This is a genomic window from Pseudomonas sp. MNR3A (assembly GCF_009650575.1).
In the GTDB taxonomy this organism is placed as follows: domain Bacteria; phylum Pseudomonadota; class Gammaproteobacteria; order Pseudomonadales; family Pseudomonadaceae; genus Aquipseudomonas; species Aquipseudomonas machongensis.
Window position 1 is genome coordinate 33,587 of record NZ_VZZS01000029.1, and the last position, 23,206, is coordinate 56,792.

Genomic DNA, 23,206 nt, shown 5'->3' on the forward strand with positions numbered 1-23,206 from the left:
GATGCGGGGCGTTGTTCAGTCGGCGGTGCGCGGGTGGACCAATCGGCTGTAGGACACCAGCATGCCGATGAAGACCTGGGCCACGCTGGTCAGCGTCGCGTTCTTGCGGGTGATCAGGGCCACGTCGCGGTGGCTCAGGCGCTCCTCGATGGGGATCTTCACCAGCGAGGAGGAGAACAGTTTCAGCGACGGAATGATCGCCGGCTCGATGGTCAGGTAGTCGGTCTCGGCGACGATATGCAGGGTCTCGAGCAGCGATTCGGTGGTGATACCGATCTTCGGCATGCCCAGCCCGTGGGCGCGGAACAGCTCGATCAGGCGGCCCTCGGTGCCGCCGACCAGGCCGTCGCGGCGCACGCTGATCCATTTGCACTGGGTCAGGTCGCGTACCGAGCGGGCATCACGCAGCGGGTGATCCTTGCGTGCGATCACCCCGGCGCGGGACGCGTGCAGGCGCTGGATGGACAGGTCGATTTCATCGACATGGGCGGGCAGGGCGCACAGGGCGAAGTCCAGGCGGCCTTCGCGCAGTTTCTCGATGAGGATCTTGGTCGAACCGCTGGTCACCTCGAGGCGGGTCTGCGGGTGCTGCGAGGTAAAGCTTTCGAACACCGGCACCAGCAGTTCGGCCAGCGGTTCGGAGGTGACGCCCAGGGCCACATGGCCCTGGGGTTCGACCAGTGCACGGACGTCAGCCACGGCGCGGTCGCAGTCCATCAGGATGGCGCGGGCATGAGCGATGAAGCGCTGGCCGGAGTCGCTGAGCCGGATGCCCTGGTTGGTGCGGTGCAGCAACGGGCCGCCGAGCTCGCGCTCTAGGGCCTGGACCGACTGGGTGAGGGTGCTTTGCGCGATGTTCAGTGCGCGGGCCGCAGCCCGGAAGCTGCCCATGTCGACCACGGAGCAGAAGGCGCGCAGGTGGGTCAGGGTCATTATTGTTCGAACTCCGCAGGGTGCGTGGGGGCCGTGCTTGATGCGGCCATGTTAGAGAGCGATCGAATTTGCCGTCAGTGCGCTTTTGCTGATCCCGATAGCTTTATTGGATCAGGTGTTTCTGGGCGAAGAGCCCGTTATGACCAGCGCAGCATGGCCTTTGCCGAAAGTTTTTGGCAGGGGTGCACGGCAAGTCTGCGATCAGCGTGATTGGCTATGCCACTCATGATCGGAATTTGTGTGCTTACGCAGCGACGCTACCTGAGACAGGATGAGCCAGGCATCGCTACCGGGCCTCGGGCGTACGTCACCCCAGAGCCACGGTCATAACAACAACAACGAGTTCCCGGATCGGGGCGCAACCTTTCACGACTCTGCCGCCGACTGCATTGGATCTCGAGCCCGAGGGGAATAACTTGAACAAGACTCTGATTCTGATGACTGGCCTGATGGCCTCCATCTGCGCCAACGCTCAGACACAAAACACCCTGAATGTCGCCCTCAACGCCGACATCCGCAGCACCCAGCCAGGCGTCAACCGCGACACCAACTCCGATGCGGTGGTGCTGCACCTGTTCGAAGGCCTGGTCGCCTTCCGCGAAGACGCAAGCGTCGGCCCGCTGCTGGCCAAGGAAGTCGTCACTTCCGACGACGGCCTGACCTACACCTTCAAGCTGCGCGACGGCGTCACCTTCCACAACGGCAAGCCGCTGACCTCCAAGGAAGTGCTCTGGACCTGGCAGCGCTACATGGACCCGGCCACTCAGTGGCGCTGCACCGCGTCGTTCGACGGCCACAGCGGCGCGAAGATCGTTGATATCAAGGCCCCTGACGCGCAGACCGTGGTCTTCACCCTCGACCAGCCCAACGCCCTGTTCCTGGCCAGCATGGCGCTGCCCGAGTGCGGTGGCAGCGGCATCATGCACCCCGACTCGGTGGTCAATGGTGAATGGACCACGCCGATCGGCACCGGCCCGTTCAAGCTGGCGACCTGGAAGCCGGGTCAATACGTCGACCTGGACCGTTTCGCCGAATACAAGGCGCGTGACGAGGCTGCCGATGGCTATACCGGCAACAAGTCGACCACCCTCGACCGCGTGCACATGACCATCATCCCGGATCCGGCCGCCGCCAAGGCTGCGCTGCTGTCGCGCAACGTCGACATGCTCAACGACGTCAGTGCCCTGGAAGCCAAGGAGCTCGAGGCGCTGCCTGGCGTGCGTATCTCGGCGAGCACCACCATGTCGACCAGCGCCGTGCTGTTCCAGACCAAGGACCCGCTGTTTTCCGACGTGCGCATGCGCCAGGCATTGGCCCATGCGCTGGACACCAGCACCATCGTCACCGCGCTGACCGAAGGCCGCTCCAAGCCCAACCCTTCGATGGTCGCCTTGGGCAGCCGTTACCACACCGCGGCGCAGGACAAGGGCTGGGGCTACTCGCCCGAAGAAAGCAAACGGCTGCTCAAGGAGGCCGGCTACAAAGGCCAGCCGATCCAGCTGATCACCAACAAGCGCTACCCGAACATGTTCGACATCGCCGTCTATGTGCAGGCCATGGCCAGCCAGGTCGGCCTGAACATCCAGTTGCAGACCATGGAATGGGGCACCCAGCTCGAGCGCTACCAGAGCGGTAATTACCAGGTGATGGTTTCCACCTATTCCGAGCGCCTGGACCCGGCGCTGAACTACGACGCTGCCGCCGGCGACAAGAGCAAGGAGCCGCGCAAGGTCTGGGATGACGCCAAGGCCCGCGAACTGATCGCCGAAGCCCGCCGCGAAGGCGAGCCGGCCAAGCGCCAGGCGCTGTTCGACGAGCTGCACAAGGACATGCTGCGCGACCTGCCGCTGATCCCGCTGTACAACGGCAATGCCATCACCGTGACCCGCGAGTACGTGCAGGGCCAGCGCCCATGGCCGGTGTCCAAGCCGCGCCTGTGGATGATCAGCCTCGATAACCAGGGGAAGAGCTGACATGTTTCGGTACATCCTTCAGCGGCTGGGCATGGCGATCCCGACCCTGCTGCTGATCGCGGTAGCGGTGTTCACCATCATTCGGCTGATTCCGGGCGACCCGGCCCTGCTGATGCTCGGTGACATGGCCGACGAACAGAGCCTGGCGAGCACTCGCCAGGCCCTGGGGCTCGACCAGCCGATGGCGGTGCAATTCGTGATCTGGTTCAAGGCCGTGCTCAGTGGCGACCTGGGTCATTCCATCACCACCCGCGAAGCGGTACTGCCGATGATGCTCGAGCGCTTCGGCGTCAGCTCCAGCATCGTGCTGATCGCCGTGCTGCTCGCCAGCCTGATCGCGGTGCCCGCCGGCATGCTGGCGGCCTGGAAACAGAACGGCTCGCTCGACCTGTCGGTGGTGGCGGTGGCCACCTTGCTGCTGTCGATCCCGTCGTTCTGGCTGGGCCTGCTGCTGCTCTATGGTTTCGGCATCAAGCTGGGCTGGTTGCCGATCGTGGGCTACGTGAGCTTCGACCAGGACGCCTGGCAGTCGATGCGCTACATGATCCTGCCGGTGGCGACCCTGACCCTGGTGGAGATCGGTGCGATCACCCGCATGGCCCGGGCCAATGCCATCGAGGTGCTGCGCCTGGAATACATCACCCATGCCCGGGCCAAGGGCCTGCCGGAAAGCGCTGTGCTGTGGAAGCACGCCCTGCGCAACGCCTTCGCCCCGACCATGACCCTGATCGGGCTGATCCTGGGCAACCTGCTGGGCGGTATCGCGGTGCTGGAAACGGTGTTCACCTTGCCTGGAATCGGGCGCCTGATGGTCGATGCGATCTTCGGTCGCGACTATCCCGTGCTGCAGGGCTGCCTGTTGCTGGTCACCTTCATCTTCGTACTGGTCAACCTGCTGGTGGACCTGCTGTACCCACTGTTCGACCCAAGGGTGAAGCTATGAGCAAGCCTCAGACTCCGACCCTGTCCCCTGCGGACATGTCATCCACGCCGGCCCCGCGCGCTCGTCGCCGTCGGCCGCTGCAACTGAACGCGCTGGTCGGCCTGACCCTGCTGGCGATCCTGACCCTGGTGGCCTTGCTCGGCCTGGTCTGGACGCCCCATGATCCGGTGCGCCTGGACCTGTTGACGCGCCTGCAGCCACCTTCGGCCGCGCACTGGCTGGGCACCGACGAATACGGCCGCGATGTGCTCAGCCGCCTGATGGTCGGCGCACACACCAGCCTGTGGGTGAGCCTGCTGACGGTGATCGTCGCGGTGACCTGCGGCACCATTCTCGGTTTGCTCGCCGGCTACCTGCGCGGCAACGTCGACCGGGTGCTGATGATGATCAACGACACCCTGCTGGCCTTCCCGGGGATTCTCATGGCGCTGGCGCTGATGGCGATCATCGGCCCGAGCCAGTACGGCATCATCCTGGCCCTGAGCATCGCCTACACGCCGTCGGTGGTGCGTGTGGTGCGCAGCAGCGTGCTGTCGTTGCGCGAGCGCGAGTTCGTCGAGGCCTCGCGGGTGATCGGCAACTCCGAGCTGTACACCATGCTGCGCCATGTCGCGCCCAATTGCGTGGCGCCGGTGTGTGTGATCGCCACCAGCATGTTCGGCTGGACCATCCTCGCCGAAAGCTCGCTGAGCTTCCTCGGCCTGGGCGTGCCGCCACCCGCTGCGACCTGGGGCAACATGCTTGCCGCCAGCCGTCCGTTCATTGCCTCCGCGGGCTGGCTGGGGCTGTTCCCCGGCATGTGCATTGCCCTTTCGCTGTTGGCCTTCAACCTTGCCGGCGACGCCCTGCGCGACCGCCTCGATCCGCGCATGAGGACGCTGCAATGAGCCAGACCCAACCCTTGCTGGCCGTCGAGGGCCTGAAGATCCGCGCTGGTGTCGATGGCCCGGTGGTGGTCGATGACCTGGCGTTCGACATCGCCCCGGGCCAGATCGTGGCGCTGGTGGGCGAGTCCGGCAGCGGCAAGACCATGGCCGCGCGTGCCGCCATCGGCCTGTTGCCGCCGCCGATGCGGGTATGCGGTGGCAGCATCCGCTTCCAGGGCCAGGACCTTGGCAGCCTGAGCCCGCAAGCCCTGCGCGAGATTCGCGGGGCGAAGATCGGCATGGTGTTCCAGGAACCCATGGTGTCGCTCAACCCGGCACTGCGCATCGGCGAGCAGATGGCCGAAGGCATGCGCCTGCACACCGAGTTCGACGAGCAGACCATTCGCCAGAAATGCCTGCAGATGCTCGGCGACATCGGCATCCGCGACGCCGAGCGCTGCCTGCAGGCCTACCCGCACGAGTTTTCTGGCGGCATGCGTCAGCGCATCATGCTCGCCTCGGTGATGCTGCTGCGCCCGGCGCTGCTGATTGCCGACGAGCCGACCACCGCGCTCGACTGCCTGGCCCAGCTCGATGTGCTCAAGCTGATGCTCGAGCTGACTGCCAAGCAGGGCACCGCCGTGCTGTTCATCAGCCACGACCTGTCGCTGGTCGCACGCTATGCACACAAGGTGGTGGTGATGCGCAATGGCAAGGAGGTCGAGCAGGGCCCAATCGACCAGGTACTGCTCAACCCCCGTGCCGAGTACACCCGTCAGTTGCTCGAAGCACTGCCCAGCCGTGGAGAGTTGCCGCCACTGCCGCAGGCCAACGCGCCGTTGTTGCAGATCGATGGCGTGCAGATCGCCTATCCCGGCCCGCGCCGGATGTGGCGCAAGAGCGAGGCGCGGCGGGTGGTGCATGGCGCCAACCTGCACATCGCGCCGGGCGAGACGCTGGCGCTGGTGGGCGGCAGTGGTTCGGGCAAGACTACCCTGGGTCGGGCCATCGTCGGGCTGGTCAAGCCCAGCGCTGGCGAGATCCGTTTCCAGGGCCACGACATTGCCCAGGCGGCCAATCGCAGCCATCGCCTGCAATGCCAGATGATCTTCCAGGACCCGTTCTCCTCGCTTAACCCGCGCATGAGCATTGGCCAGATTCTCGCCGAGCCGCTGCGCCATGTGCCGGACATGAGCCCGGCCCAGCGTCGCGCTCGAGTGCTGGCGACGCTGAACGACATCAACCTGCCGGAGCGCCTGATCGACCGCTTGCCGCACGAGCTGTCCGGTGGCCAGCGCCAGCGTGTGGCAATCGGCCGGGCGCTGGTGCGCAGGCCCAGCCTGGTGGTGGCCGACGAGCCGATCTCGGCGTTGGACATGACTGTGCAGAAGCAGATCCTCGAGCTGTTCGAGCGCCTGCAGAAGCAGTACGGATTCGCCTGCCTGTTCATCTCCCACGACCTGGCAGCGGTGGAGCGCATCGCTCACCGGGTCGCGGTGATGTGCCAGGGCGATGTGGTGGAAATCGGGCCGCGCGACGAGATCTTCGATCGCCCTCAGCATGCCTATACCCGGCAATTGCTGGCAGCGTCGTGCCCGTTGGAGAAGCTCGAAGGTGGCGGTTTCAGGCTGCGCCAGACGCCTGCGACGAGCTGATCCACAAACCTTGATTCACCTTCCTCGGATGGCGCCAACCCCCGGTTGAGCGCCCAGGGGGAAGTCATGCCTTCAAAACATCCAACAACGAAAAAAGCAAGAAGGTGGGGAGCACAGACATGAACCGAGATTTCAAGACAATCCTGATGGGCGCGAGCGTCGTCACGGTCCTTCCGGGGGCGGCCATGGCCGACTTCTTCAAGGACTCCAGCGCCAACCTGGATACCAAGAACTACTACTTCAACCGCGACTACCGCGAGGCCTCCAAGCAGTCCAAGCGTGACGAATGGGCGCAGGGTTTCACCTTCAACTTCATCTCCGGCTACACCCCAGGCACCGTCGGCTTCGGCCTGGATGTCACCGGCATGCTGGGCGTGAAGCTGGACTCCAGCCCCGACCGTTCCGGCACCGGCCTGCTGCCCAAGGGCAGTGACGGACGTGCCGCCGACGAGTACTCCAAGCTCGGCGTGGCCGGCAAGGTGCGCATCAGCAAGACCGAGCTGCGTGTCGGCGAGCAGGTGCCCAAGCTGCCGGTGCTGCAACCCAACACCAGCCGCCTGTTCCCGCAGACCTTCCAGGGCGCGACCGTCAGCTCCAAGGACATCTCCGACCTGACCCTGGGCCTGGGCCAGTTCGACCGCATGCGTGACCGCGAGTCGACCGACCGCGAAACCATGAGCATGACCGCCCAGAACGGCGCATACAAAGCCGCCACCAGCAATCAGTTCCGCTACGCGGGCGGTGACTACAACCTGCTGCCGGACCTGCAGCTGAGCTACTACTACGGCGAGCTCGAGCGCCTCTACCAGCAGCACTTCTTCGGCCTCAAGCATGCCTTCAAGTTCGGCCCCGGCACCGTGCGCAGCGAGTTGCGCTACTGGGATGCCGACAAGGACGGCGCAGGCCTGGCCGGCAAGGTCGACAACCGCGCGCTGAGCACCCGCTTCAGCTACGAGTGGGCGGGCCACAACTTCGGCGTGGGCTACCAGAAGCAGTACGGCGACACCCCGTTCCCGTATGTCGATGGCGCCAACACCTACCTGTTCACCGAGTATCAATTGGTCAACTTCTCGCAGACCAACGAGCGTGCCTGGCATGCCCGCTACGAGTACGACTTCGCCGCCCTCGGCGTGCCGGGCCTGACCTTCGGCATGCGTTACGCCCAGGGCTGGGGGATCGAAACCACCAAGCTGGTCGGCGAGCAGGGCCGTGAGTGGGAGCGCGACCTGGATATCGGCTACGTGGTGCAGTCCGGCTTGGTCAAGGGCTTGTCCTTGCGCTGGCGCAATGCCCAGCTCAACTCCAGCTATGCCAACGACATCAACGAGAACCGCTTCATCGTGGGGTACACCTGGGCGCTCTGGTAGCGCCGGGTTTCCTGCGGGAGGTGGCTTGCCTTCTGCTTCATGAACGACGCCGCCCGCGGCCATGGAATTCTGTATGAAACGAATCGCACATCCACTGCTCACTGCCACCCACGGCACCCAACGCGAGATCGTCAGCGAGCACTTTGGGCCGGACGTCTACACCAGGAAGGTGTACATCCAGGCCTGCCTGCACGCCGACGAAACGCCGGCGATGCTGGTCGCCACCGACCTGCGCCAGCGCCTGTTGGCGCTGGAGGCGGCAGGCCGGCTGACGGCACAGATCGTCCTGGTGCCGGTGGCCAACCCGGCAGGGCTCGCCCAGTTCGTCATGGGCGCGCCGAGCGGACGTTTCGAACTGGCCAGCGGGCGCAACTACAACCGTGATTTTCCCTTCCCGCTCGAGGCGATCCTGCAGCGGGTGGAAGGGGAACTCACCGACGATGCCCAGCACAACCTCAAGGCTGTGCGCGCCGCCTGGCAGCAAAGCCTGGAGGCGATCGCCCCGCGCGATGAAATGGCGTCGCTGCAGCGTCGGCTGATGCTGCTGGCACACGATGCCGACCTGGTCCTGGACCTGCACTGCTCGCGTGAGGCGGTGATGCACCTGTACACCTCCGAATGGAGCTGGGAGCAGGTCGAGCCGCTGGCCCGCTACATTGGCGCGAAGGCTTCGCTGCTGTCGGTGGACTCCCAGGCGCTGTCGTTCGACGAGGCGCTGAGCCTGATCTGGTGGCGCCTGCGCGAGCGTCTGCAAGGCGCCTACCCGATCCCGCTGGGCAATGCCTGCGTGACCGTCGAGCACCGTGGCCAGCGCGACGTCGATAGCGCCCTGGCGCAACAGGATGCTGGCGCCATCATCGACTACCTGTGCCATGCCGGCTTCATCAGCGGCGAGCCGGCAGCGCTGCCGGAACTGCTGTGGCCGGGCACCCCGCTGGCTGGCAGCGAGCAGTTCATCGCCCCGGTCGGTGGCGTGCTGGTGCACCGCGTTGCCCTGGGCACCCAGGTACAGCCGGGCGAACCGATGTTCGACCTGATCGACCCGCTCAGCGGCGAGGTGACCACGGTCCGCAGCGCCACCGCTGGCGTGTTGTACATGCGCCGCGACGTGCGCTTCGTGCGCCCTGGCGATCCGCTGGGACGCGTCACCGGCACCACCCCCATTCGCACCGGCAAGCTGCTCAGCGCCTGATCAGGAGTTTTCATGAACATCACCCGTATCATCGACCGTGAACAGCGCTTCGGCGCCAACAATTACTCGCCGCTGCCGGTGGCCATCAGCCGTGCCCAGGGTGTCTGGGTCGAGGACTGCGACGGCAAGCGCTACCTGGACATGATGTCGGCCTACTCGGCGGTCAGCCATGGCCACGCCCACCCGCGCATCGTCGCTGCCGCCATCGCCCAGTTGCAGAAGGTCAGCGTGGTATCGCGAGCCTTCCACTCCGAAACCCTCGGTCACTTCCTCGAAGCCCTGTGCGAGATCGCAGGCTTCGAGGCCGCCTTGCCGATGAACAGCGGTGCCGAGGCGGTGGAGACCGCGATCAAGGCTGCGCGTCGCTGGGGTTATCGGGTCAAGGGCATCGCCCGTGACAAGGCGCGAGTCGTCACCGCCACCGACAACTTCCATGGTCGCACCACTACCATCGTCGGGTTCTCCACCGAGCCGCAGTACAAGGATGGCTTCGGCCCGTTCAGCGACGGTTTCGACACGGCGACCTTCGGCGATATCGATAGCTTCCGTGCAGCCATCGGTCCGGATACCTGCGCCGTGCTGATCGAGCCGATCCAGGGCGAGGCCGGCATTCGCGTGCCGCCACAGGGGTTCCTGCGTCAGTTGCGCGAGCTGTGCGACGCCACCAACACCCTGCTGATTCTTGACGAGATCCAGTCCGGCCTTGGGCGTACCGGCAAGACCTTCGCCTTCGAGCACGAGGGCATTCGCCCGGATGGCCTGATCGTCGGCAAGGCGCTGGGCGGCGGGATCCTGCCGGTCTCGGCGTTCATCGCCGACCATGCGCTGATGGACCTGTTCGATGCTGGCAGCCATGGTTCGACCTTCGGCGGCAATCCGCTGGCGGCAGCGGTAGGCCTGGAGGCGCTGCGCGTGCTGGAAGACGAGCAACTGGCGCACAACAGTGCCGAGCTTGGCGCCTACCTGCAACAGCGCTTGCGTGAGATGGCCGTCCCGTTCGTGCGTGATATCCGTGGCCGTGGGCTGTGGGTCGGGATCGAGCTGGATCGCCCTGCGCGGCCATACTGCGAGGCACTGATGGCGCTGGGCGTGCTGGCCAAGGAAACCCACGAGACCGTGCTGCGCATCGCGCCGCCGCTGTGCATCAGCCGCGACGAGTTGGACTGGGGGCTGGAGCGCATCCAGCAGGTCCTGCTGGGCTGAGGTATCGACCCTGTCGCGGGGGCCTCCGTCCTTTGTGGGTGCGACGGTTCGGCGCCCCGACTTGTCCGCAAAGAGGCCCGCTCAGGCAAGCACATTGTCCAGGGTGCTGCCATCGCGGCTCAGCGCCGCCAGCACCACCGCGGTGGCAGCGGTACGGGTTTCCACCCCCAGCTTGATGTACACATGCTCCAGGTGCTTGTTCACGGTGCGTGGGCTCAGGTCGAGGATGGTACCGATGTCGCGGTTGGTCTTGCCGCAGGCCACCCAGCGCAGCACCTCGACTTCGCGTCCGGTCAACTGGAAACGCGCCGACAGCAACCGGCTGGCCGGCGCATCGTCCAGGCTCAGGGTCGCAGGCTGCGAGGCTGCGCGTGCCGACAGCAACGAGCGAGAGGTGCGCAGATGGGCGGCAACACGGGCCAATACTTCGTCGATGCGGATCGGCTTGGTCACGTAGTCGCTGCCACCGACTTCGAAGCCTTGCACCACATGTGCGCTTTCGGTGAGGGCGGTCATGAACAGCACCGGGATGTCGCTGCTGGCGGGCTGCGCCTTGATGCGCCGGCAGGTCTCGAAACCGTCCAGGCCCGGCATCATCGCATCGAGCAGGATCAGGTCAGGGCGTCGGCGTTCGATGCGGTTCAGTGCGCTCAGGCCATCGAGGGCGACCAGCACCATGTGTCCGGCGTCGTTGAGGGCGTCGGACAACAGCGCGAGGTTGTCCGGGGTGTCGTCTACGATCAGCACGACGCCAGGTTCAGGGGCGGTGGTCAGCGCATTCATCTTCGGCCTCCTTGAGGGTGCGGGTGAGTTCGTCCAGGCGAAATTGCCGCAGCAGCGGGCGTAGCGTGTCGAGGAAGGCTGCCGTCTCGGGCGCCTCGGCCTGGATTGCATCGAGCCGGGCCTTGATGCCATGCACATGGCCGATGGCGCTGAGCTCGCCCAGGGCCACCAGCTCGGCGTAGGCCGGCAGCACGCGTTGCGTGCAGGCGCCTGTGGCCTGGCGGCGGCGCCACTGCAGGCCGAGCTGGCGCTGGATGCGCTCGAGCAGGTCGGGGGTGCGCACGGGCTTTGCCAGGTAGTCGTTGCAGGTGCTGGCCAGGGCGCGCTCGTCGTTGAGGGCATTGGCCGAGATGACGATGATCGGAGCCTTGGACAAGGCGTTGCGACGGATCAGCCGACTGGTGTCCCAGCCATCCATGCCGGGCATCGACAGGTCCATGAGGATCAGGTCCGGGCCGAGCAGGGCAACCTGGCGGATCGCTTCATGGCCATTACTGGCCTGCACCACCTCGAACCCCAGCGGCGTGAGCATGCCGCTGAGCACCTTGCGGTGGTCGACGTGGTCGTCCACTACCAGCACGCGCTGCGGGGGGCCGTCGTAGCCGATGATGTCGTGGGCCACGTGCACCACCGCCTGCGGTGCGCGCACCTGGGGCAGATACAGGCGCACCTGGAAGCAGGTGCCTTTGTCCCGCTCGCTGCGCACCTGCAGTTCGCCGCCCATCAGCGAGGTGAGCATGCGGGTGATGGTCAGGCCCAGGCCAACCCCCTTGTCCTGGCGCATCAGGTCGCCGCGCTCGAATGGCTGGAAGAGTCGCTCGAGCTGGCCAGGGTCGATGCCGATGCCGGTGTCGATGATTTCGAAGGTCGCAGTTTCGCGCAGGTAGCCCACACGCAGACGCACTTCACCGCTGTCGGTGAAGTTGACCGCATTGCCGAGCAGGTTGATGAGGATTTGCCGCACTCGTTTCTCGTCGCCGCGTACCACCGCCGGTAGCGCACCGAGCGGCTCCAGGTGAAAGCGCAGGCCTTTGTCGCGTGCTTGCGGGGTGAACATCAGCTCCAGGTCGTGGAGCAGTTCGGGGAAGGGGATCTCGGTCTGCTCCAGGCGCAGCTTGCCGGCCTCGATCTTGGCCACGTCGAGCAGGCCGTCGATCAGCGACAACAGGTGCGAGCCGCTGCGCAGGATGGTCGCCAGGGCATCCTGGTGCTGGGCCGGCATGGCCGCGTCACGCTGCAGGACCTGGGTGAAACCGAGGATGCTATTGAGCGGCGTGCGCAGCTCGTGGGACAACCCGGTGATGTAGCGGCTCTTGGCCGCGTTGGCGGCCTCGGAGGCTTCCTTGGCGTCCTGCAGGGCCTGGTCGGTGACCCGGTGCGCGGCGATCTCCTGCATCAGCAATTGGGTCTGGCGGTTCGACTCTTCCTGGGCCACGTGGCGGCTCTCGCGGGTCAGCACGGTCCACCAGGCGAGGATCGCCGCCAGCACCGACAGCACCAGAAAGGCCTTGAAGAACGCTTGTTGCAGGGTGGCCTGGGCCGAGACGGGCAGGGCCTGCGAGGCCTGGCCGTAGATCAGTGCCAGGGCGCCGCTGAGCAGCAGGATCAACACCAGCAGCAGGCCGAGATAGTGCATCAGGCGCGTGTGCAGGCGCGGCAGTTCGGTGTTGGGCAGCAGCCAGCGCAGCAGGCTCTCGAACTGTGCCGACAGCCGTGCCTGTGGAGGTTTGCAGCGGTCGCCACAACGGGCGTCCAGCGAACAGCACAGCGAGCAGATCGGCGTGGCGTAGGCTGGGCAGAACGCCAGGTCGGCGCTTTCGAACGGGTTGCTGCACAGGCCGCAGGTGACCTGGGCGAGCGGTGTCAGGGGCTGCAACTGCAGCGGGTCGCTGCTGCGGGCGATGTAGTAGCGGCTGCGCGTGAGCACCGCGAGCACGGGGGTCGCCAGCAGCGCCGTGGCCAGGGCGATGAGCGGCGGTGCGGCCTGGGCCAGGGCGCCGAACAGGCCGACGTGGGCGAGCATGGACAGCAGTGAGGCAATCAGCATCGAACCGACGCCCACCGGGTTGATGTCGTACAGGTGCGCGCGTTTGAACTCGATGTGTTTCGGTGACAGCCCCAGGGGTTTGTTGATCACCAGGTCGGCGACCACCGAGCCGATCCAGGCCGTGGCGATGTTGGCGTAGAGCCCGAGTACCTGCTCGATGGCATCGAACACGCCCAGCTCCATCAGCATCAGGGCGATCGCCACGTTGAACACCAGCCATACCACGCGCCCAGGGTGGCTGTGGGTGACCCGGGCGAAGAAGTTCGACCAGGCCAGGGAGCCGGCGTAGGCGTTGGTCAGGTTGATCTTCATCTGCGAGACGAACACGAACAGCACCATCGCCCCCAGTGCCCACTCCGGTGAGGCGAACACGTAATGAAAGGCCACCAGGTACATCTGCGTGGGTTCGGCGGCGTGCTCGATGGGGATCTCGTGCTGCAGGGCAAGAAACGCCAGGAAGGCGCCGCCGGCCATCTTCAGGGCGCCGGGGACGATCCAGCCGGGGCCGGCACACAGCAGTGCGGCCCACCAGCGCTTGCGGTTGGCCGCGGTCTTTTCGGGGAGAAAGCGCAGGTAGTCGACCTGCTCGCCGATCTGCGTCACCAGCGACAGCGCCACGGTACAGGCGGCGCAGAACGCCAGCAGATTGAAATCGCCGCCGCTGGCGCTACGGCCCTGGAAGCTGGTCCAGTCGCTGAAGGCCTGGGGGTTTTTCAGCAGCACGAACAGGTAGGGCAGCACCAGCAGCACCAGCCACAGGGGCTGGGTCCACAGTTGCAGGCGGCTGATCAGGGTCACGCCATAGGCGACCAGCGGAATCACCAGCAGTGAGCAGATGACATAGGCGAAGGCTAGCGGGATGTGGAAGTACATCTCCAGGGCCAGGGCCATGATCGCCGCTTCCAGGGCGAAGAACAGGAAGGTGAAGCTGGCATAGATCAGCGAGGTGATGGTCGAGCCGATGTAACCGAAGCCGGCGCCCCGGGTCAGAAGGTCCATGTCCACACCGTAGCGGGCGGCGTAGTAGCTGATGGGCAGGCCGGTGAAGAAGATCACCAGGCTCGCCGCCAGGATCGCCCAGAAGGTGTTGGTGAAGCCATAGCTCAGCGCCAGTACCCCGCCGATCGCTTCCAGGGCCAGGAACGACACCGCGCCCAGGGCGGTGTTGGCGATGCGGGTTTCCGACCATTTGCGAAACGACTTGGGGGTGTAGCGCAGGGCGTAGTCCTCCATGGTCTCGTCGGCGACCCAGCGGTTGTAGTCGCGGCGGATCTTGGCGATGCGCTGGGTACCGGGGGCTGGCACGGTGAGGTGGCTCCTGCGGTGGTGGCGGTCCGTGCCTGGCGGGTGTGGTTGGGAATCGAGCAAGTTTCATGCCCTGGGATTGTCGGGGCCGCTACCACAGGTACCCCGCAGGCTCCGAAATCAGCGGGGTACCTGTGGGAGCGGGTTTACCCGCGAAGAGGCCGCCACTGACTCACAAAGACAGTCGCCCCGGCATCCTGCCCTATGCTGGTGCAATTCACCCTACGTCAAATGACGTACGCCGCTACGTCAGGCTGCGTATACCTGTCGCTGTCGTGCAGCTCCATGCTGGTGCCACCACCGCATAGGAGTAGCAGCATGGAACCACGATTGATCCGCACCAAAGGTCTGTTGCCGCGCCGCCTGGCGCTGGGCGCCGCCGCGCTGTCGCTGCTGGCGGCGAGCGTGCTCAGCCAGGGCGCACTGGCCGACGAGGCCAATAGCACCGGCCTGGCCGTCACTGCCACCGAAGTCACGGTCGGTCAGTTGCATTCGGCCACCGGCACCATGGCGATTTCCGAAACCGGTTCGATCCAGGCCGAGCGCCTGGCCATCGAGCAGATCAACGCCGCAGGCGGCGTGCTGGGTCGGCAGATCAAGGTGGTCCAGGAAGATGGCGCTTCCGATTGGCCGACCTTCGCCGAAAAAGCCAAGAAGCTGCTGGTCAACGACAAGGTCGCCACGGTGTTCGGCTGCTGGACCTCGGCCTCGCGCAAGGCCGTGCTGCCGATCTTCGAGAAAGAGAACGGCCTGCTGTACTACCCGACCTTCTACGAAGGTCTGGAACAGTCCAAGAACGTCATCTACACCGGCCAGGAGGCGACCCAGCAGATCCTCGCCAGCCTCGACTGGATCGCCAAGACCAAGGGCGCCAAGACCTTCTACCTGGTCGGTTCGGACTACATCTGGCCACGCACCTCGATGAAGATCGCGCGCAAGCACATCGAGAACGTGCTGCACGGCACGGTGGTCGGCGAGGACTACTACCCGCTGGGCAACACCCAGTTCGGCTCGTTGATCAACAAGGTCAAGCTGAAGAAGCCCGACGTGGTGTTCGCCGCCGTGGTCGGTGGCTCCAACGTGGCCTTCTACAAGCAACTCAACGCCGCCGGCGTGAACGCGGCCAAGCAGACCCTGCTGACCCTGTCGGTGACCGAGGACGAACTGCTGGGGATCGGCGGCGAGAACATGGCCGGTTTCTACGCCTCGATGAAGTACTTCCAGAGCCTCGACAACCCCAACAACAAAGCCTTCGTCGAGGCCTTCAAGGCCAAGTACGGCAAGGACGCGGTGATCGGCGACGTGACCCAGGCCGCCTACCTCGGCCCATGGCTGTGGAAGGCCGCGGTGGAGAAGGCCGGCAGCTTCGACGTCGACAAGGTGGTCGCCGCCTCGCCAGGCATCGAGCTCACCACAGCACCGGAAGGCTACGTGAAGGTGCACGAGAACCATCACCTGTGGAGCAAGACGCGCATCGGCGAAGTGCAGCCCAACGGCCAGTTCAAGGTGGTCTACGAGTCCGACCTGATCGAGCCGAACCCCTTCCCCAAGGGCTACCAGTAATCCCTCGGCCCTCGCCCTGGCATGCCGGGGCGCGGCGCTCCCATCCCACAGCAGGAGACCATCATCATGGAATGGCTATCGGAATTTGGTGCCATCGCGGCGATGCAGGGGTTCAACGGCCTGTCCGTGTTCTGCGTGCTGCTGTTGATGGCACTGGGGCTGGCGATCATCTTTGGCCAGATGGGGGTCATCAACATGGCCCACGGCGAGTTCCTGACCATCGGCGCCTACACCACCTACGTCTGCTCCAGCCTGACCAGCCACTTCGCCCCGGGCTTCCAGCCGTACTACTTTTTCTTCGCCATCGCCCTGTCGTTCCTGGTCGCCGGTGCCATCGGCTGGCTGGTGGAGTGGGCGATGATCAGCCGCTTGTACAAGCGCCCGCTCGATACGCTGCTGGCGACCTGGGGCCTGTCGCTGGTCATGCAGCAGACCTTCCGTTCGGTGTTCGGCGCCCGTGAGGTCAGTGCGACGCCGCCGGATTGGCTGATGGGCTCGTTCAACCTCACCGACGCCATCGAGATCCCGCGCAACGGCCTGTTCATGATCGCCCTGACCGTGTTGCTGACGGCGGCCATCTTCGTGCTGCTGTATCGCTCACGCTGGGGCCTGCATGTGCGCGCCACGGTGCAGAACCGCCTGATGAGCCGGGCGGTGGGCATCAACACGCGCAAGGTCGACCGCATGACGTTCGCCCTGGGTTGCGGGGTGGCCGGGGTGGCCGGCGCGGCCTTCACCACCATCGGCTCCACTGGCCCCACCTCGGGCGCGCAGTACATCGTCGACACCTTCCTGGTGGTGGTCTTCGGCGGCGCGCAGAGCCTGTTCGGGACCATGGCCTCGGCCTTCGTCATCGCCCAGACCCAATCGATCTCGGAGTTCTTCCTCAGCGGCTCGATGGCCAAGGTGCTGACCCTCTCCGGGGTGATCCTGATCCTGATGCTGCGCCCGCAAGGATTGTTCTCCATCAAAGTGCGCAAGTAGAGGCGAGCCGATGAACGTTCTGGACAAGATGCTGGCAGGCAAGCCCAACCTGCTGGGCGTGGCGCTGCTGGCGCTGCTGATTTTCGTGGTGTTCCCGCTGACCCTGGACGCCTTCCGCCTGAACATGGTGGGCAAGTACCTGACCTATGCCTTCGTTGCCGTGGGCCTGGTGTTGTGCTGGGGCTACGGCGGCATCCTCAGCCTGGGGCAGGGGGTGTTCTTCGGCGTGGGCGGGTACTGCATGGCGATGTTTCTCAAGCTTGAAGCCTCCGACCCGGTCAGCACCAAGATCCAGACCACGCCGGGCATCCCCGACTTCATGGACTGGAACCAGCTCACCGAGCTGCCGCTGTTCTGGGTGCCGTTCAACAGCTTCGGTTTCACCCTGCTGGCGGTGATCCTGGTGCCGGTGCTGCTGGCCTTCGTGATTGGCATGGCGCTGTTCAAGCGGCGGGTGGGCGACGTGTACTTCTCCATCGTCACCCAGGCCATCGCGCTGATCCTCACCGTGCTGATCATCGGCCAGCAGGGCCTGACCGGTGGCGTCAACGGCATCACCGACCTCAAGACCCTGATGGGCTGGGACCTGCGCACCGACAGCGCCAAGCTGATCCTGTACTTCATCAACGCCGCGCTGCTGTTCGGCTGCATCTTCATTGGCCGCTTCGTGCTGAAGTCCAAGCTGGGCCGGCTGTTGATGGCGATGCGCGACAAGGAGGAGCGGGTCCGGTTCTCCGGTTATGACGTGGCCACCTTCAAGATCTTCGTGTTCTGCATCGCTGCGGCGTTCTCGGCCATTGGCGGGGCGATGTTCGCCCTGCAGGTCGGCTTCATGTCGCCCTCGTTCGTCGGCATCGTGCCCTCTATCGAGATGGTCATCTTCACCGCTGTCGGCGGGCGCATGTCACTGCTGGGCGCGGTGTATGGCGCGCTGCTGGTGAACTACGGCAAGACCTACTTTTCCGAGTCGCTCCCCGAGCTGTGGTTGTACCTGATGGGCGGGCTGTTCATCGCCGTGGTCATGTACTTCCCCAACGGCCTGGCCGGGCTGTGGGACAGCCACGGGCGCCAGGCCCTGGCACGTTGGCTGCGACGTACACCACGACCGGCACCTGTACCCGAGGCCGTGGCGCCGGCGAGCCGTCCTGGCACACCGAGCGTTGCACCTGAACCTGCTTCCCTGGAGACCCAGCCATGAGCCCCATCGGTTTCGAGATGAAGAAGCCGGTCCTGGCCATCGAGGGCCTGACCGTATCCTTCGACGGCTTCAAGGCCGTGGACAACCTCAACCTGTACATCGACCGCAACGAGGTGCGCGTGGTGATCGGCCCCAACGGAGCCGGCAAGACCACGGTCCTCGACCTGATCTGCGGCAAGACCCGCGCCACCAGCGGCAGCATCCTGTTCGACGGCAAGGAGCTGACCCGCATGCGCGAGTTCAACATCGTGCGCGCCGGGGTCGGGCGCAAGTTCCAGAACCCGTCGATCTACGAAAACCTCACGGTGTTCGAGAACCTCGAGATGTCGTATCCGGCCGGGCGCAAGGTGTTCGGCGCGCTGTTCTTCAAGCGCGGTGCGGCGGTCGTGGCGCGGGTCGAGGAGGTGGCGCGGGAGATCTTTCTCGGTGACCTGCTCGAGCAGCAGGCCGACCTGCTGTCCCACGGCCAGAAGCAATGGCTGGAGATCGGCATGCTGCTGATGCAGGACCCGGACCTGCTGATGCTCGACGAGCCGGTCGCCGGCATGAGCGTAGGCGAGCGGGTACAGACCGCCGAGCTGCTCAAGCGCATCAGCCAGGGCCGGTCGGTGCTGGTCATCGAGCACGACATGGAGTTCGTCAAGAGCATCGCGCACAAGGTCACCGTGCTGCACCAGGGCAAGGTCCTGGCCGAAGGCAGCATGGAGGCGGTGCAGAACAACCCGAAGGTCGTCGAAGTCTATCTGGGCCACTGAGGAAGCCGGCATGTTCAACGTCAAGCAACTGTCCTGTGGCTACGGCCAGAGCCAGATCCTCCACGACCTCGACCTGGCGGTGGCCAGGCGCGAAATCGTCGCCGTGATGGGGCGTAACGGCATGGGCAAGACTACGCTGTTCAAGAGCCTGATGGGGCTGCTGCCACAGTGGCGCGGCCAGGTCAGCGTCGATGGCCGGGAAGTCTCCGGCCTGGACACCCATGAACGGGTCGAGCACGGCATTGCCTACGTGCCCCAGGGACGGATGATCTTCCCCAGCATGACCGTGCTGGAAAACATCCAGACCGGTCTGCCTGCCTCGGCCAAGGGCCAGGTGCCCGAGGACCTCTATGCACTGTTCCCGGTGCTTCATGACATGCGCGCACGCAAGGGCGGCAACCTCTCCGGCGGACAACAGCAGCAGTTGGCGATTGCCCGTGCCCTGGCGACCAACCCTAAGGTGCTGCTGCTCGATGAACCGACCGAGGGCATCCAGCCGTCGATCATCAAGGACATCGCCCGCGCCCTGAAAGAGATCCGCGACCTGCGCGACCTGACCATCGTGGTCTCCGAACAGGTGCTGTCGTTCACCCTCGAGATTGCCGACCGCTTTTTGGTGATCGAGAAGGGCCGCTTCGTGATCGAGGAGACCCGCGCCAACGTCGACGAAGCCACCATCAGCCGTTACCTCTCGGTGTAGCGGGCCTGCTACGTCATCCGACGTATTGGCCGATCCGCACCTGCGTTCAAGACTGTCAGCAATGCACTAAACCTTACTGTCCAGGAGCTTTGCCATGACCGATACCCTGATCAAAGTCGACCTCAACCAGCCCGCCACCGAAAACGAGCAGATCCACAACCGCTGGCACCCGGACATCCCCATGGCCTGCTGGGTCAAGCCGGGCGATGACTTCATCCTCGAGACCTACGACTGGACCGCCGGGGCGATCAAGAACAATGACGATGCCTCGGATGTGCGCGATGTCGACCTGTCGACCGTGCACTACCTGTCCGGCCCGGTGGGCGTGCAGGGCGCCGAGCCGGGTGACCTGCTGGTCGTCGACCTGCTCGACATCGGCGCCAAGGCCGACTCGATGTGGGGCTTCAATGGCTTCTTCTCGCGGCAGAACGGCGGCGGTTTCCTCACCGATCACTTCCCCAGCGCACAAAAGGCGATCTGGGATTTCAAGGGGATGTTCACCAGCTCCCGGCACATCCCTGGGGTGAATTTCGCCGGCCTGATCCACCCCGGGCTGATCGGTTGCCTGCCAGACCCGGTGATGCTCGCCGCCTGGAACCGCCGCGAGCAGGAACTGATCGACACCAACCCCACCCGCGTACCGCCGCTGGCCAACCCGCCGCTGGCCGCCACCGCGCACATGGGCAAGCTCAAGGGCCAGGCCCGTGACGATGCCGCCGCCACCGGCGCGCGCACCGTGCCGCCGCGCGAGCATGGCGGCAACTGCGATATCAAGGACCTGTCGCGGGGCTCGAAGATTTTCTTCCCGGTGTACGTCAAGGGTGCCGGGCTGTCGGTGGGCGACCTGCATTTCAGCCAGGGCGATGGCGAGATTACCTTCTGCGGCGCCATCGAGATGGCCGGCTGGGTGCACATGAAAGTCGAGCTGATCAAGGGCGGCATGGCCAAGTACGGCATCAGGAACCCGGTATTCAAGCCCAGCCCGATTACCCCGAACTACAAGAACTACCTGATCTTCGAAGGCATCTCGGTGGATGAAAGCGGCCAGCAGCACTACCTGGACGTCAACGTCGCCTATCGCCAGGCTTGCCTGAACGCCATCAATTACCTGACCAAGTTCGGCTATTCCCCGGCCCAGGGCTACGCCTTGCTGGGCTCGGCGCCGGTGCAGGGGCACATCAGCGGCGTGGTGGACATCCCCAACGCCTGCGCCACCCTGTGGCTGCCGACCGAGATCTTCGATTTCGACATCAATCCCAGCGCCAGCGGCCCGACCAGGCACCTGGACGGCAGCGTCGATCTGCCGATCGCCCCGGACCTGTAAGGAGGCGCCGCCATGCCGACCTACGAATATGCCTGCCCCGAGTGCGGCACCTTCAGCATGCTGCGACCGATCGCCCAGCGCCACGAGCCGTGCCAGTGCCCGTATTGCGGCACGGCCGCCGGCGGATTGCAGGTATCGGCGCCGGCACTGGCCACCCTGTCCGCCAGCCAGCGCCAGGCCATCGCCACCAACGAACGCAGCGCCCATGCGCCGCAGACCGTCGCCGAGTACCAGCAGCGGCGCCATCCGGCCGGCTGTGGTTGTTGTTCGCCAAGCAAGGCGGTGGAGCCGACCAAGGCCAACCCACTCGGCCTCAAGCGCAAGACCGGGCCGCGGCCCTGGATGATCAGCCACTGAACGAGGTTCGTTTTCATGCGCCACGGCGATATTTCCAGCAGCCCCGACACCGTCGGCGTTGCTGTCGTGAACTACAAGATGCCGCGCCTGCACAGCAAGGCCGAAGTCATCGATAACGCCCGCAAGATCGGCGAAATGATCAAGGGCATGAAGCAGGGGTTGCCTGGCATGGACCTGGTGGTCTTCCCCGAGTACAGCACCATGGGCATCCTCTATGACCACGACGAGATGATGGCCACTGCCGCGAGCATACCGGGCGAGGAAACTGCGATCTTCTCGGCGGCCTGCCGCGAGGCCAACACCTGGGGGGTGTTTTCCCTGACCGGCGAGCGTCACGAGGAACACCCGCACAAGGCGCCGTACAACACCCTGGTGCTGATCGACAACCAGGGGCAGATCGTCCAGCGCTATCGCAAGTGCATCCCCTGGTGCCCCATCGAGGGCTGGTACCCGGGCGATCGCACCTACGTCTGCGACGGCCCCAAGGGCATGAAGATCAGCCTGATCATCTGCGACGACGGCAACTACCCGGAGATCTGGCGCGATTGCGCGATGAAGGGCGCCGAACTGATCGTGCGCTGCCAGGGCTACATGTACCCGGCCAAGGAACAGCAGGTGCAGATGTCCAAGAGCATGGCCTGGGCCAACAACTGCTACGTCGCGGTGGCCAACGCCGCGGGGTTCGATGGCGTGTACTCGTACTTTGGCCATTCGGCGATCATCGGCTTCGATGGCCGTACCCTGGGGGAGTGTGGTGAGGAGGAGATGGGTATCCAGTACGCCCAGTTGTCGATCTCGCAGATCCGCGATGCGCGTGCCAACGACCAGTCGCAGAACCACCTGTTCAAGTTGCTGCACCGCGGCTACACCGGGGTGTTCGACTCTGGCGACGGCGACAAGGGCGTGGCCGACTGCCCCTTCGAGTTCTACCGCACCTGGGTACTGGATGCGCAGAAAGCCCAGGAGAATGTCGAGCGCATCACCCGGCGTACGGTCGGCGTAGCCGATTGCCCGGTGGGGCAGTTGCCCCACGAAGGCCAAGAACGCAGCGTGGGTTGAGGCATGTCGTCTCTGCAGGCGTGTGCGCCGGTCTCGCGTTTCGTGTTCGAGCCGCAGCAGGTGATGAGCCTGCTGCGCCAGCGCATCGTCGGGCAGGACGTGGCGCTGGCGGCCGTGGAGGCGCAGCTCAAGGTGCTCAAGGCCGACATCAGCGACCCTGGGCGCCCGCTCGGCGTGAACCTGTTCATGGGCCCGACCGGGGTCGGCAAGACCGAGATCGTGCGTCTGCTCGCCCAGGCCATCCATGGCCGCCCCGACGCGTTGTGTCGCATCGACATGCAGACCCTGGCCCAGGAGCATTACGCCGCGTCGTTGACCGGGGCGCCGCCGGGCTACGTGGGCAGCAAGGAAGGCATCAGCCTGTTCGACGAGACACTGATTGCCGGCAGCTACAGCCGCCCTGGCATCGTGTTGTTCGATGAATTGGAAAAAGCCAGCGACCAGGTGCTGCGCAGCCTGCTGGGCATCCTCGAAAGCGGCCGCCTGACCCTGGCGGGCGGCACCCGCACCCTGGACTTTCGCAACAGCCTGATTTTCATGACCAGCAACGTGGGGGCGCGTGAGGCCGGGCGGCGGATGCGTCGGGGATGGCGGCGATGGCTGGCGCTGTTCGGCGAGTCCGAGGTGCAGGTGCTCGAGCGCGCGCTGCACCAGCGATTCGAACCGGAGTTTCTCAATCGCATCGACCGCATCCTCATGTTCGAGCGCATCGAAGAGCGCTGGCTGGAAGCGTTGCTGGATATCGAGTTGGCCAGGCTGGCGCAGCGCCTGGGGCCTCAGCGCCGCGTGCAGTTGGACGAGTCGGCGCGGGCCTGGCTGATCGCTGGGCACGACGTACGTTTCGGGGCCAGGGCCCTTGGGCGACGCGTGCGGGTGGTGCTGGAGCCGGCGATTGCCGACTGTCTGCTGGACGCTGACGGGAAAGGGGATATGAAGGTGACACTGCGCGGCGAACGGCTACTGGTCACGCGCTGCGCCTGAGCAGGGGCAGGGCCGTGG

Annotated in this window: 19 protein-coding genes; 16 read left to right on the plus strand and 3 right to left on the minus strand. The window is 65.3% G+C overall.

Going from position 1 to position 23,206, the window contains the following annotated elements; all coding sequences use genetic code 11:
- Positions 1 to 15: 15 nt before the first annotated feature.
- Complete coding sequence (locus F6X62_RS19290; RefSeq protein ID WP_054892768.1) at positions 16 to 933, minus strand: LysR family transcriptional regulator; 918 nt, start codon at positions 931 to 933, stop codon at positions 16 to 18.
- 416 nt (positions 934 to 1,349) lie between these two features.
- Here F6X62_RS19290 and F6X62_RS19295 point away from each other — a divergent pair, with 416 nt between their 5' ends.
- The 7 genes from F6X62_RS19295 to rocD all read left to right on the plus strand — a co-directional run bounded on the left by F6X62_RS19295 (position 1,350) and on the right by rocD (position 10,132).
- Entirely contained in the window at positions 1,350 to 2,906 is a 1,557-nt protein-coding gene (locus F6X62_RS19295; protein ID WP_054892856.1) for an ABC transporter substrate-binding protein, read from the plus strand.
- A gap of 1 nt (position 2,907) precedes the next feature.
- Positions 2,908 to 3,849, plus strand: coding sequence for an ABC transporter permease (locus F6X62_RS19300; protein ID WP_153774434.1), 942 nt, complete (start codon positions 2,908 to 2,910; stop codon positions 3,847 to 3,849).
- Entirely contained in the window at positions 3,846 to 4,736 is an 891-nt protein-coding gene (locus F6X62_RS19305) for an ABC transporter permease (protein ID WP_081255193.1), read from the plus strand. The genes F6X62_RS19300 and F6X62_RS19305 overlap by 4 nt, the downstream gene beginning before the upstream one ends.
- Entirely contained in the window at positions 4,733 to 6,370 is a 1,638-nt protein-coding gene (locus F6X62_RS19310; protein ID WP_125930873.1) for an ABC transporter ATP-binding protein, read from the plus strand. The genes F6X62_RS19305 and F6X62_RS19310 overlap by 4 nt, the downstream gene beginning before the upstream one ends.
- Positions 6,371 to 6,489: 119 nt before the next feature.
- Positions 6,490 to 7,737 carry an OprD family porin gene (locus F6X62_RS19315; protein ID WP_153774435.1) on the plus strand — a complete coding sequence of 416 codons (1,248 nt, stop codon included), beginning with the start codon at positions 6,490 to 6,492 and terminating at the stop codon, positions 7,735 to 7,737.
- Between the two features lie 73 nt (positions 7,738 to 7,810).
- On the plus strand, positions 7,811 to 8,929 hold the full coding sequence (locus tag F6X62_RS19320) for a succinylglutamate desuccinylase/aspartoacylase family protein (protein WP_153774436.1): 1,119 nt from the start codon (positions 7,811 to 7,813) through the stop codon (positions 8,927 to 8,929).
- Positions 8,930 to 8,941: 12 nt separating this feature from the next.
- Positions 8,942 to 10,132: an ornithine--oxo-acid transaminase gene (gene rocD, locus F6X62_RS19325; protein ID WP_153774437.1), complete on the plus strand. Its 1,191-nt coding sequence runs from the start codon at positions 8,942 to 8,944 to the stop codon at positions 10,130 to 10,132.
- Positions 10,133 to 10,213: 81 nt separating this feature from the next.
- Here the strand turns inward: rocD and F6X62_RS19330 are convergent, their stop codons facing one another.
- A complete protein-coding gene (locus tag F6X62_RS19330) occupies positions 10,214 to 10,915 on the minus strand; it encodes a response regulator (RefSeq protein ID WP_063542561.1) in 702 nt (233 codons plus the stop codon).
- Positions 10,890 to 14,267, minus strand: a complete 3,378-nt coding sequence (locus tag F6X62_RS19335) for an ATP-binding protein (RefSeq protein ID WP_153774438.1) — start codon at positions 14,265 to 14,267, stop codon at positions 10,890 to 10,892. Before F6X62_RS19335 ends, F6X62_RS19330 begins: the two co-directional genes overlap by 26 nt.
- A 318-nt stretch (positions 14,268 to 14,585) precedes the next feature.
- On the opposite strand from F6X62_RS19335, the gene urtA reads away from it, so the two are divergent.
- From urtA to F6X62_RS19380, 9 genes are all read left to right on the plus strand, one after another.
- Positions 14,586 to 15,830 (plus strand): urea ABC transporter substrate-binding protein, encoded by a 1,245-nt coding sequence (urtA, locus tag F6X62_RS19340; protein WP_153774439.1) that lies wholly within the window; start codon positions 14,586 to 14,588, stop codon positions 15,828 to 15,830.
- Positions 15,831 to 15,896: 66 nt separating this feature from the next.
- Complete coding sequence (urtB, locus tag F6X62_RS19345) at positions 15,897 to 16,814, plus strand: urea ABC transporter permease subunit UrtB (protein ID WP_054892777.1); 918 nt, start codon at positions 15,897 to 15,899, stop codon at positions 16,812 to 16,814.
- 10 nt (positions 16,815 to 16,824) lie between these two features.
- Positions 16,825 to 18,012: an urea ABC transporter permease subunit UrtC gene (urtC, locus tag F6X62_RS19350; RefSeq protein ID WP_153774440.1), complete on the plus strand. Its 1,188-nt coding sequence runs from the start codon at positions 16,825 to 16,827 to the stop codon at positions 18,010 to 18,012.
- On the plus strand, positions 18,009 to 18,767 hold the full coding sequence (gene urtD, locus F6X62_RS19355; protein ID WP_153774441.1) for an urea ABC transporter ATP-binding protein UrtD: 759 nt from the start codon (positions 18,009 to 18,011) through the stop codon (positions 18,765 to 18,767). The genes urtC and urtD overlap by 4 nt, the downstream gene beginning before the upstream one ends.
- A 10-nt stretch (positions 18,768 to 18,777) precedes the next feature.
- Positions 18,778 to 19,467, plus strand: coding sequence for an urea ABC transporter ATP-binding subunit UrtE (gene urtE, locus F6X62_RS19360; protein ID WP_054892780.1), 690 nt, complete (start codon positions 18,778 to 18,780; stop codon positions 19,465 to 19,467).
- 94 nt (positions 19,468 to 19,561) lie between these two features.
- On the plus strand, positions 19,562 to 20,791 hold the full coding sequence (gene fmdA, locus F6X62_RS19365; protein WP_063542572.1) for a formamidase: 1,230 nt from the start codon (positions 19,562 to 19,564) through the stop codon (positions 20,789 to 20,791).
- A 12-nt stretch (positions 20,792 to 20,803) separates the two neighbouring features.
- Positions 20,804 to 21,148, plus strand: a complete 345-nt coding sequence (locus F6X62_RS19370; RefSeq protein WP_125930866.1) for a zinc ribbon domain-containing protein — start codon at positions 20,804 to 20,806, stop codon at positions 21,146 to 21,148.
- Positions 21,149 to 21,163: 15 nt separating this feature from the next.
- Positions 21,164 to 22,207 carry an aliphatic amidase gene (locus F6X62_RS19375; RefSeq protein ID WP_054892783.1) on the plus strand — a complete coding sequence of 348 codons (1,044 nt, stop codon included), beginning with the start codon at positions 21,164 to 21,166 and terminating at the stop codon, positions 22,205 to 22,207.
- Positions 22,208 to 22,210: 3 nt separating this feature from the next.
- A complete protein-coding gene (locus F6X62_RS19380; protein WP_256674053.1) occupies positions 22,211 to 23,188 on the plus strand; it encodes an AAA family ATPase in 978 nt (325 codons plus the stop codon).
- The last annotated feature ends 18 nt before the right edge of the window (positions 23,189 to 23,206 follow it).

What these genes read in the sequence shown, in the direction of transcription:
- fmdA (WP_063542572.1), top strand. Translation starts at nt 19,562, where the DNA reads ATGACCGATACCCTGATCAAAGTCGACCTCAACCAGCCCGCCACCGAA.
- urtB (WP_054892777.1), top strand. Translation starts at nt 15,897, where the DNA reads ATGGAATGGCTATCGGAATTTGGTGCCATCGCGGCGATGCAGGGGTTC.
- F6X62_RS19320 (WP_153774436.1), top strand. Translation starts at nt 7,811, where the DNA reads ATGAAACGAATCGCACATCCACTGCTCACTGCCACCCACGGCACCCAA.
- urtA (WP_153774439.1), top strand. Translation starts at nt 14,586, where the DNA reads ATGGAACCACGATTGATCCGCACCAAAGGTCTGTTGCCGCGCCGCCTG.
- F6X62_RS19310 (WP_125930873.1), top strand. Translation starts at nt 4,733, where the DNA reads ATGAGCCAGACCCAACCCTTGCTGGCCGTCGAGGGCCTGAAGATCCGC.
- urtE (WP_054892780.1), top strand. Translation starts at nt 18,778, where the DNA reads ATGTTCAACGTCAAGCAACTGTCCTGTGGCTACGGCCAGAGCCAGATC.
- F6X62_RS19370 (WP_125930866.1), top strand. Translation starts at nt 20,804, where the DNA reads ATGCCGACCTACGAATATGCCTGCCCCGAGTGCGGCACCTTCAGCATG.
- urtD (WP_153774441.1), top strand. Translation starts at nt 18,009, where the DNA reads ATGAGCCCCATCGGTTTCGAGATGAAGAAGCCGGTCCTGGCCATCGAG.
- F6X62_RS19330 (WP_063542561.1), bottom strand. Translation starts at nt 10,915, where the DNA reads ATGAATGCGCTGACCACCGCCCCTGAACCTGGCGTCGTGCTGATCGTA.
- F6X62_RS19315 (WP_153774435.1), top strand. Translation starts at nt 6,490, where the DNA reads ATGAACCGAGATTTCAAGACAATCCTGATGGGCGCGAGCGTCGTCACG.
- F6X62_RS19300 (WP_153774434.1), top strand. Translation starts at nt 2,908, where the DNA reads ATGTTTCGGTACATCCTTCAGCGGCTGGGCATGGCGATCCCGACCCTG.
- F6X62_RS19380 (WP_256674053.1), top strand. Translation starts at nt 22,211, where the DNA reads ATGTCGTCTCTGCAGGCGTGTGCGCCGGTCTCGCGTTTCGTGTTCGAG.
- rocD (WP_153774437.1), top strand. Translation starts at nt 8,942, where the DNA reads ATGAACATCACCCGTATCATCGACCGTGAACAGCGCTTCGGCGCCAAC.
- F6X62_RS19290 (WP_054892768.1), bottom strand. Translation starts at nt 933, where the DNA reads ATGACCCTGACCCACCTGCGCGCCTTCTGCTCCGTGGTCGACATGGGC.
- F6X62_RS19305 (WP_081255193.1), top strand. Translation starts at nt 3,846, where the DNA reads ATGAGCAAGCCTCAGACTCCGACCCTGTCCCCTGCGGACATGTCATCC.
- urtC (WP_153774440.1), top strand. Translation starts at nt 16,825, where the DNA reads ATGAACGTTCTGGACAAGATGCTGGCAGGCAAGCCCAACCTGCTGGGC.
- F6X62_RS19375 (WP_054892783.1), top strand. Translation starts at nt 21,164, where the DNA reads ATGCGCCACGGCGATATTTCCAGCAGCCCCGACACCGTCGGCGTTGCT.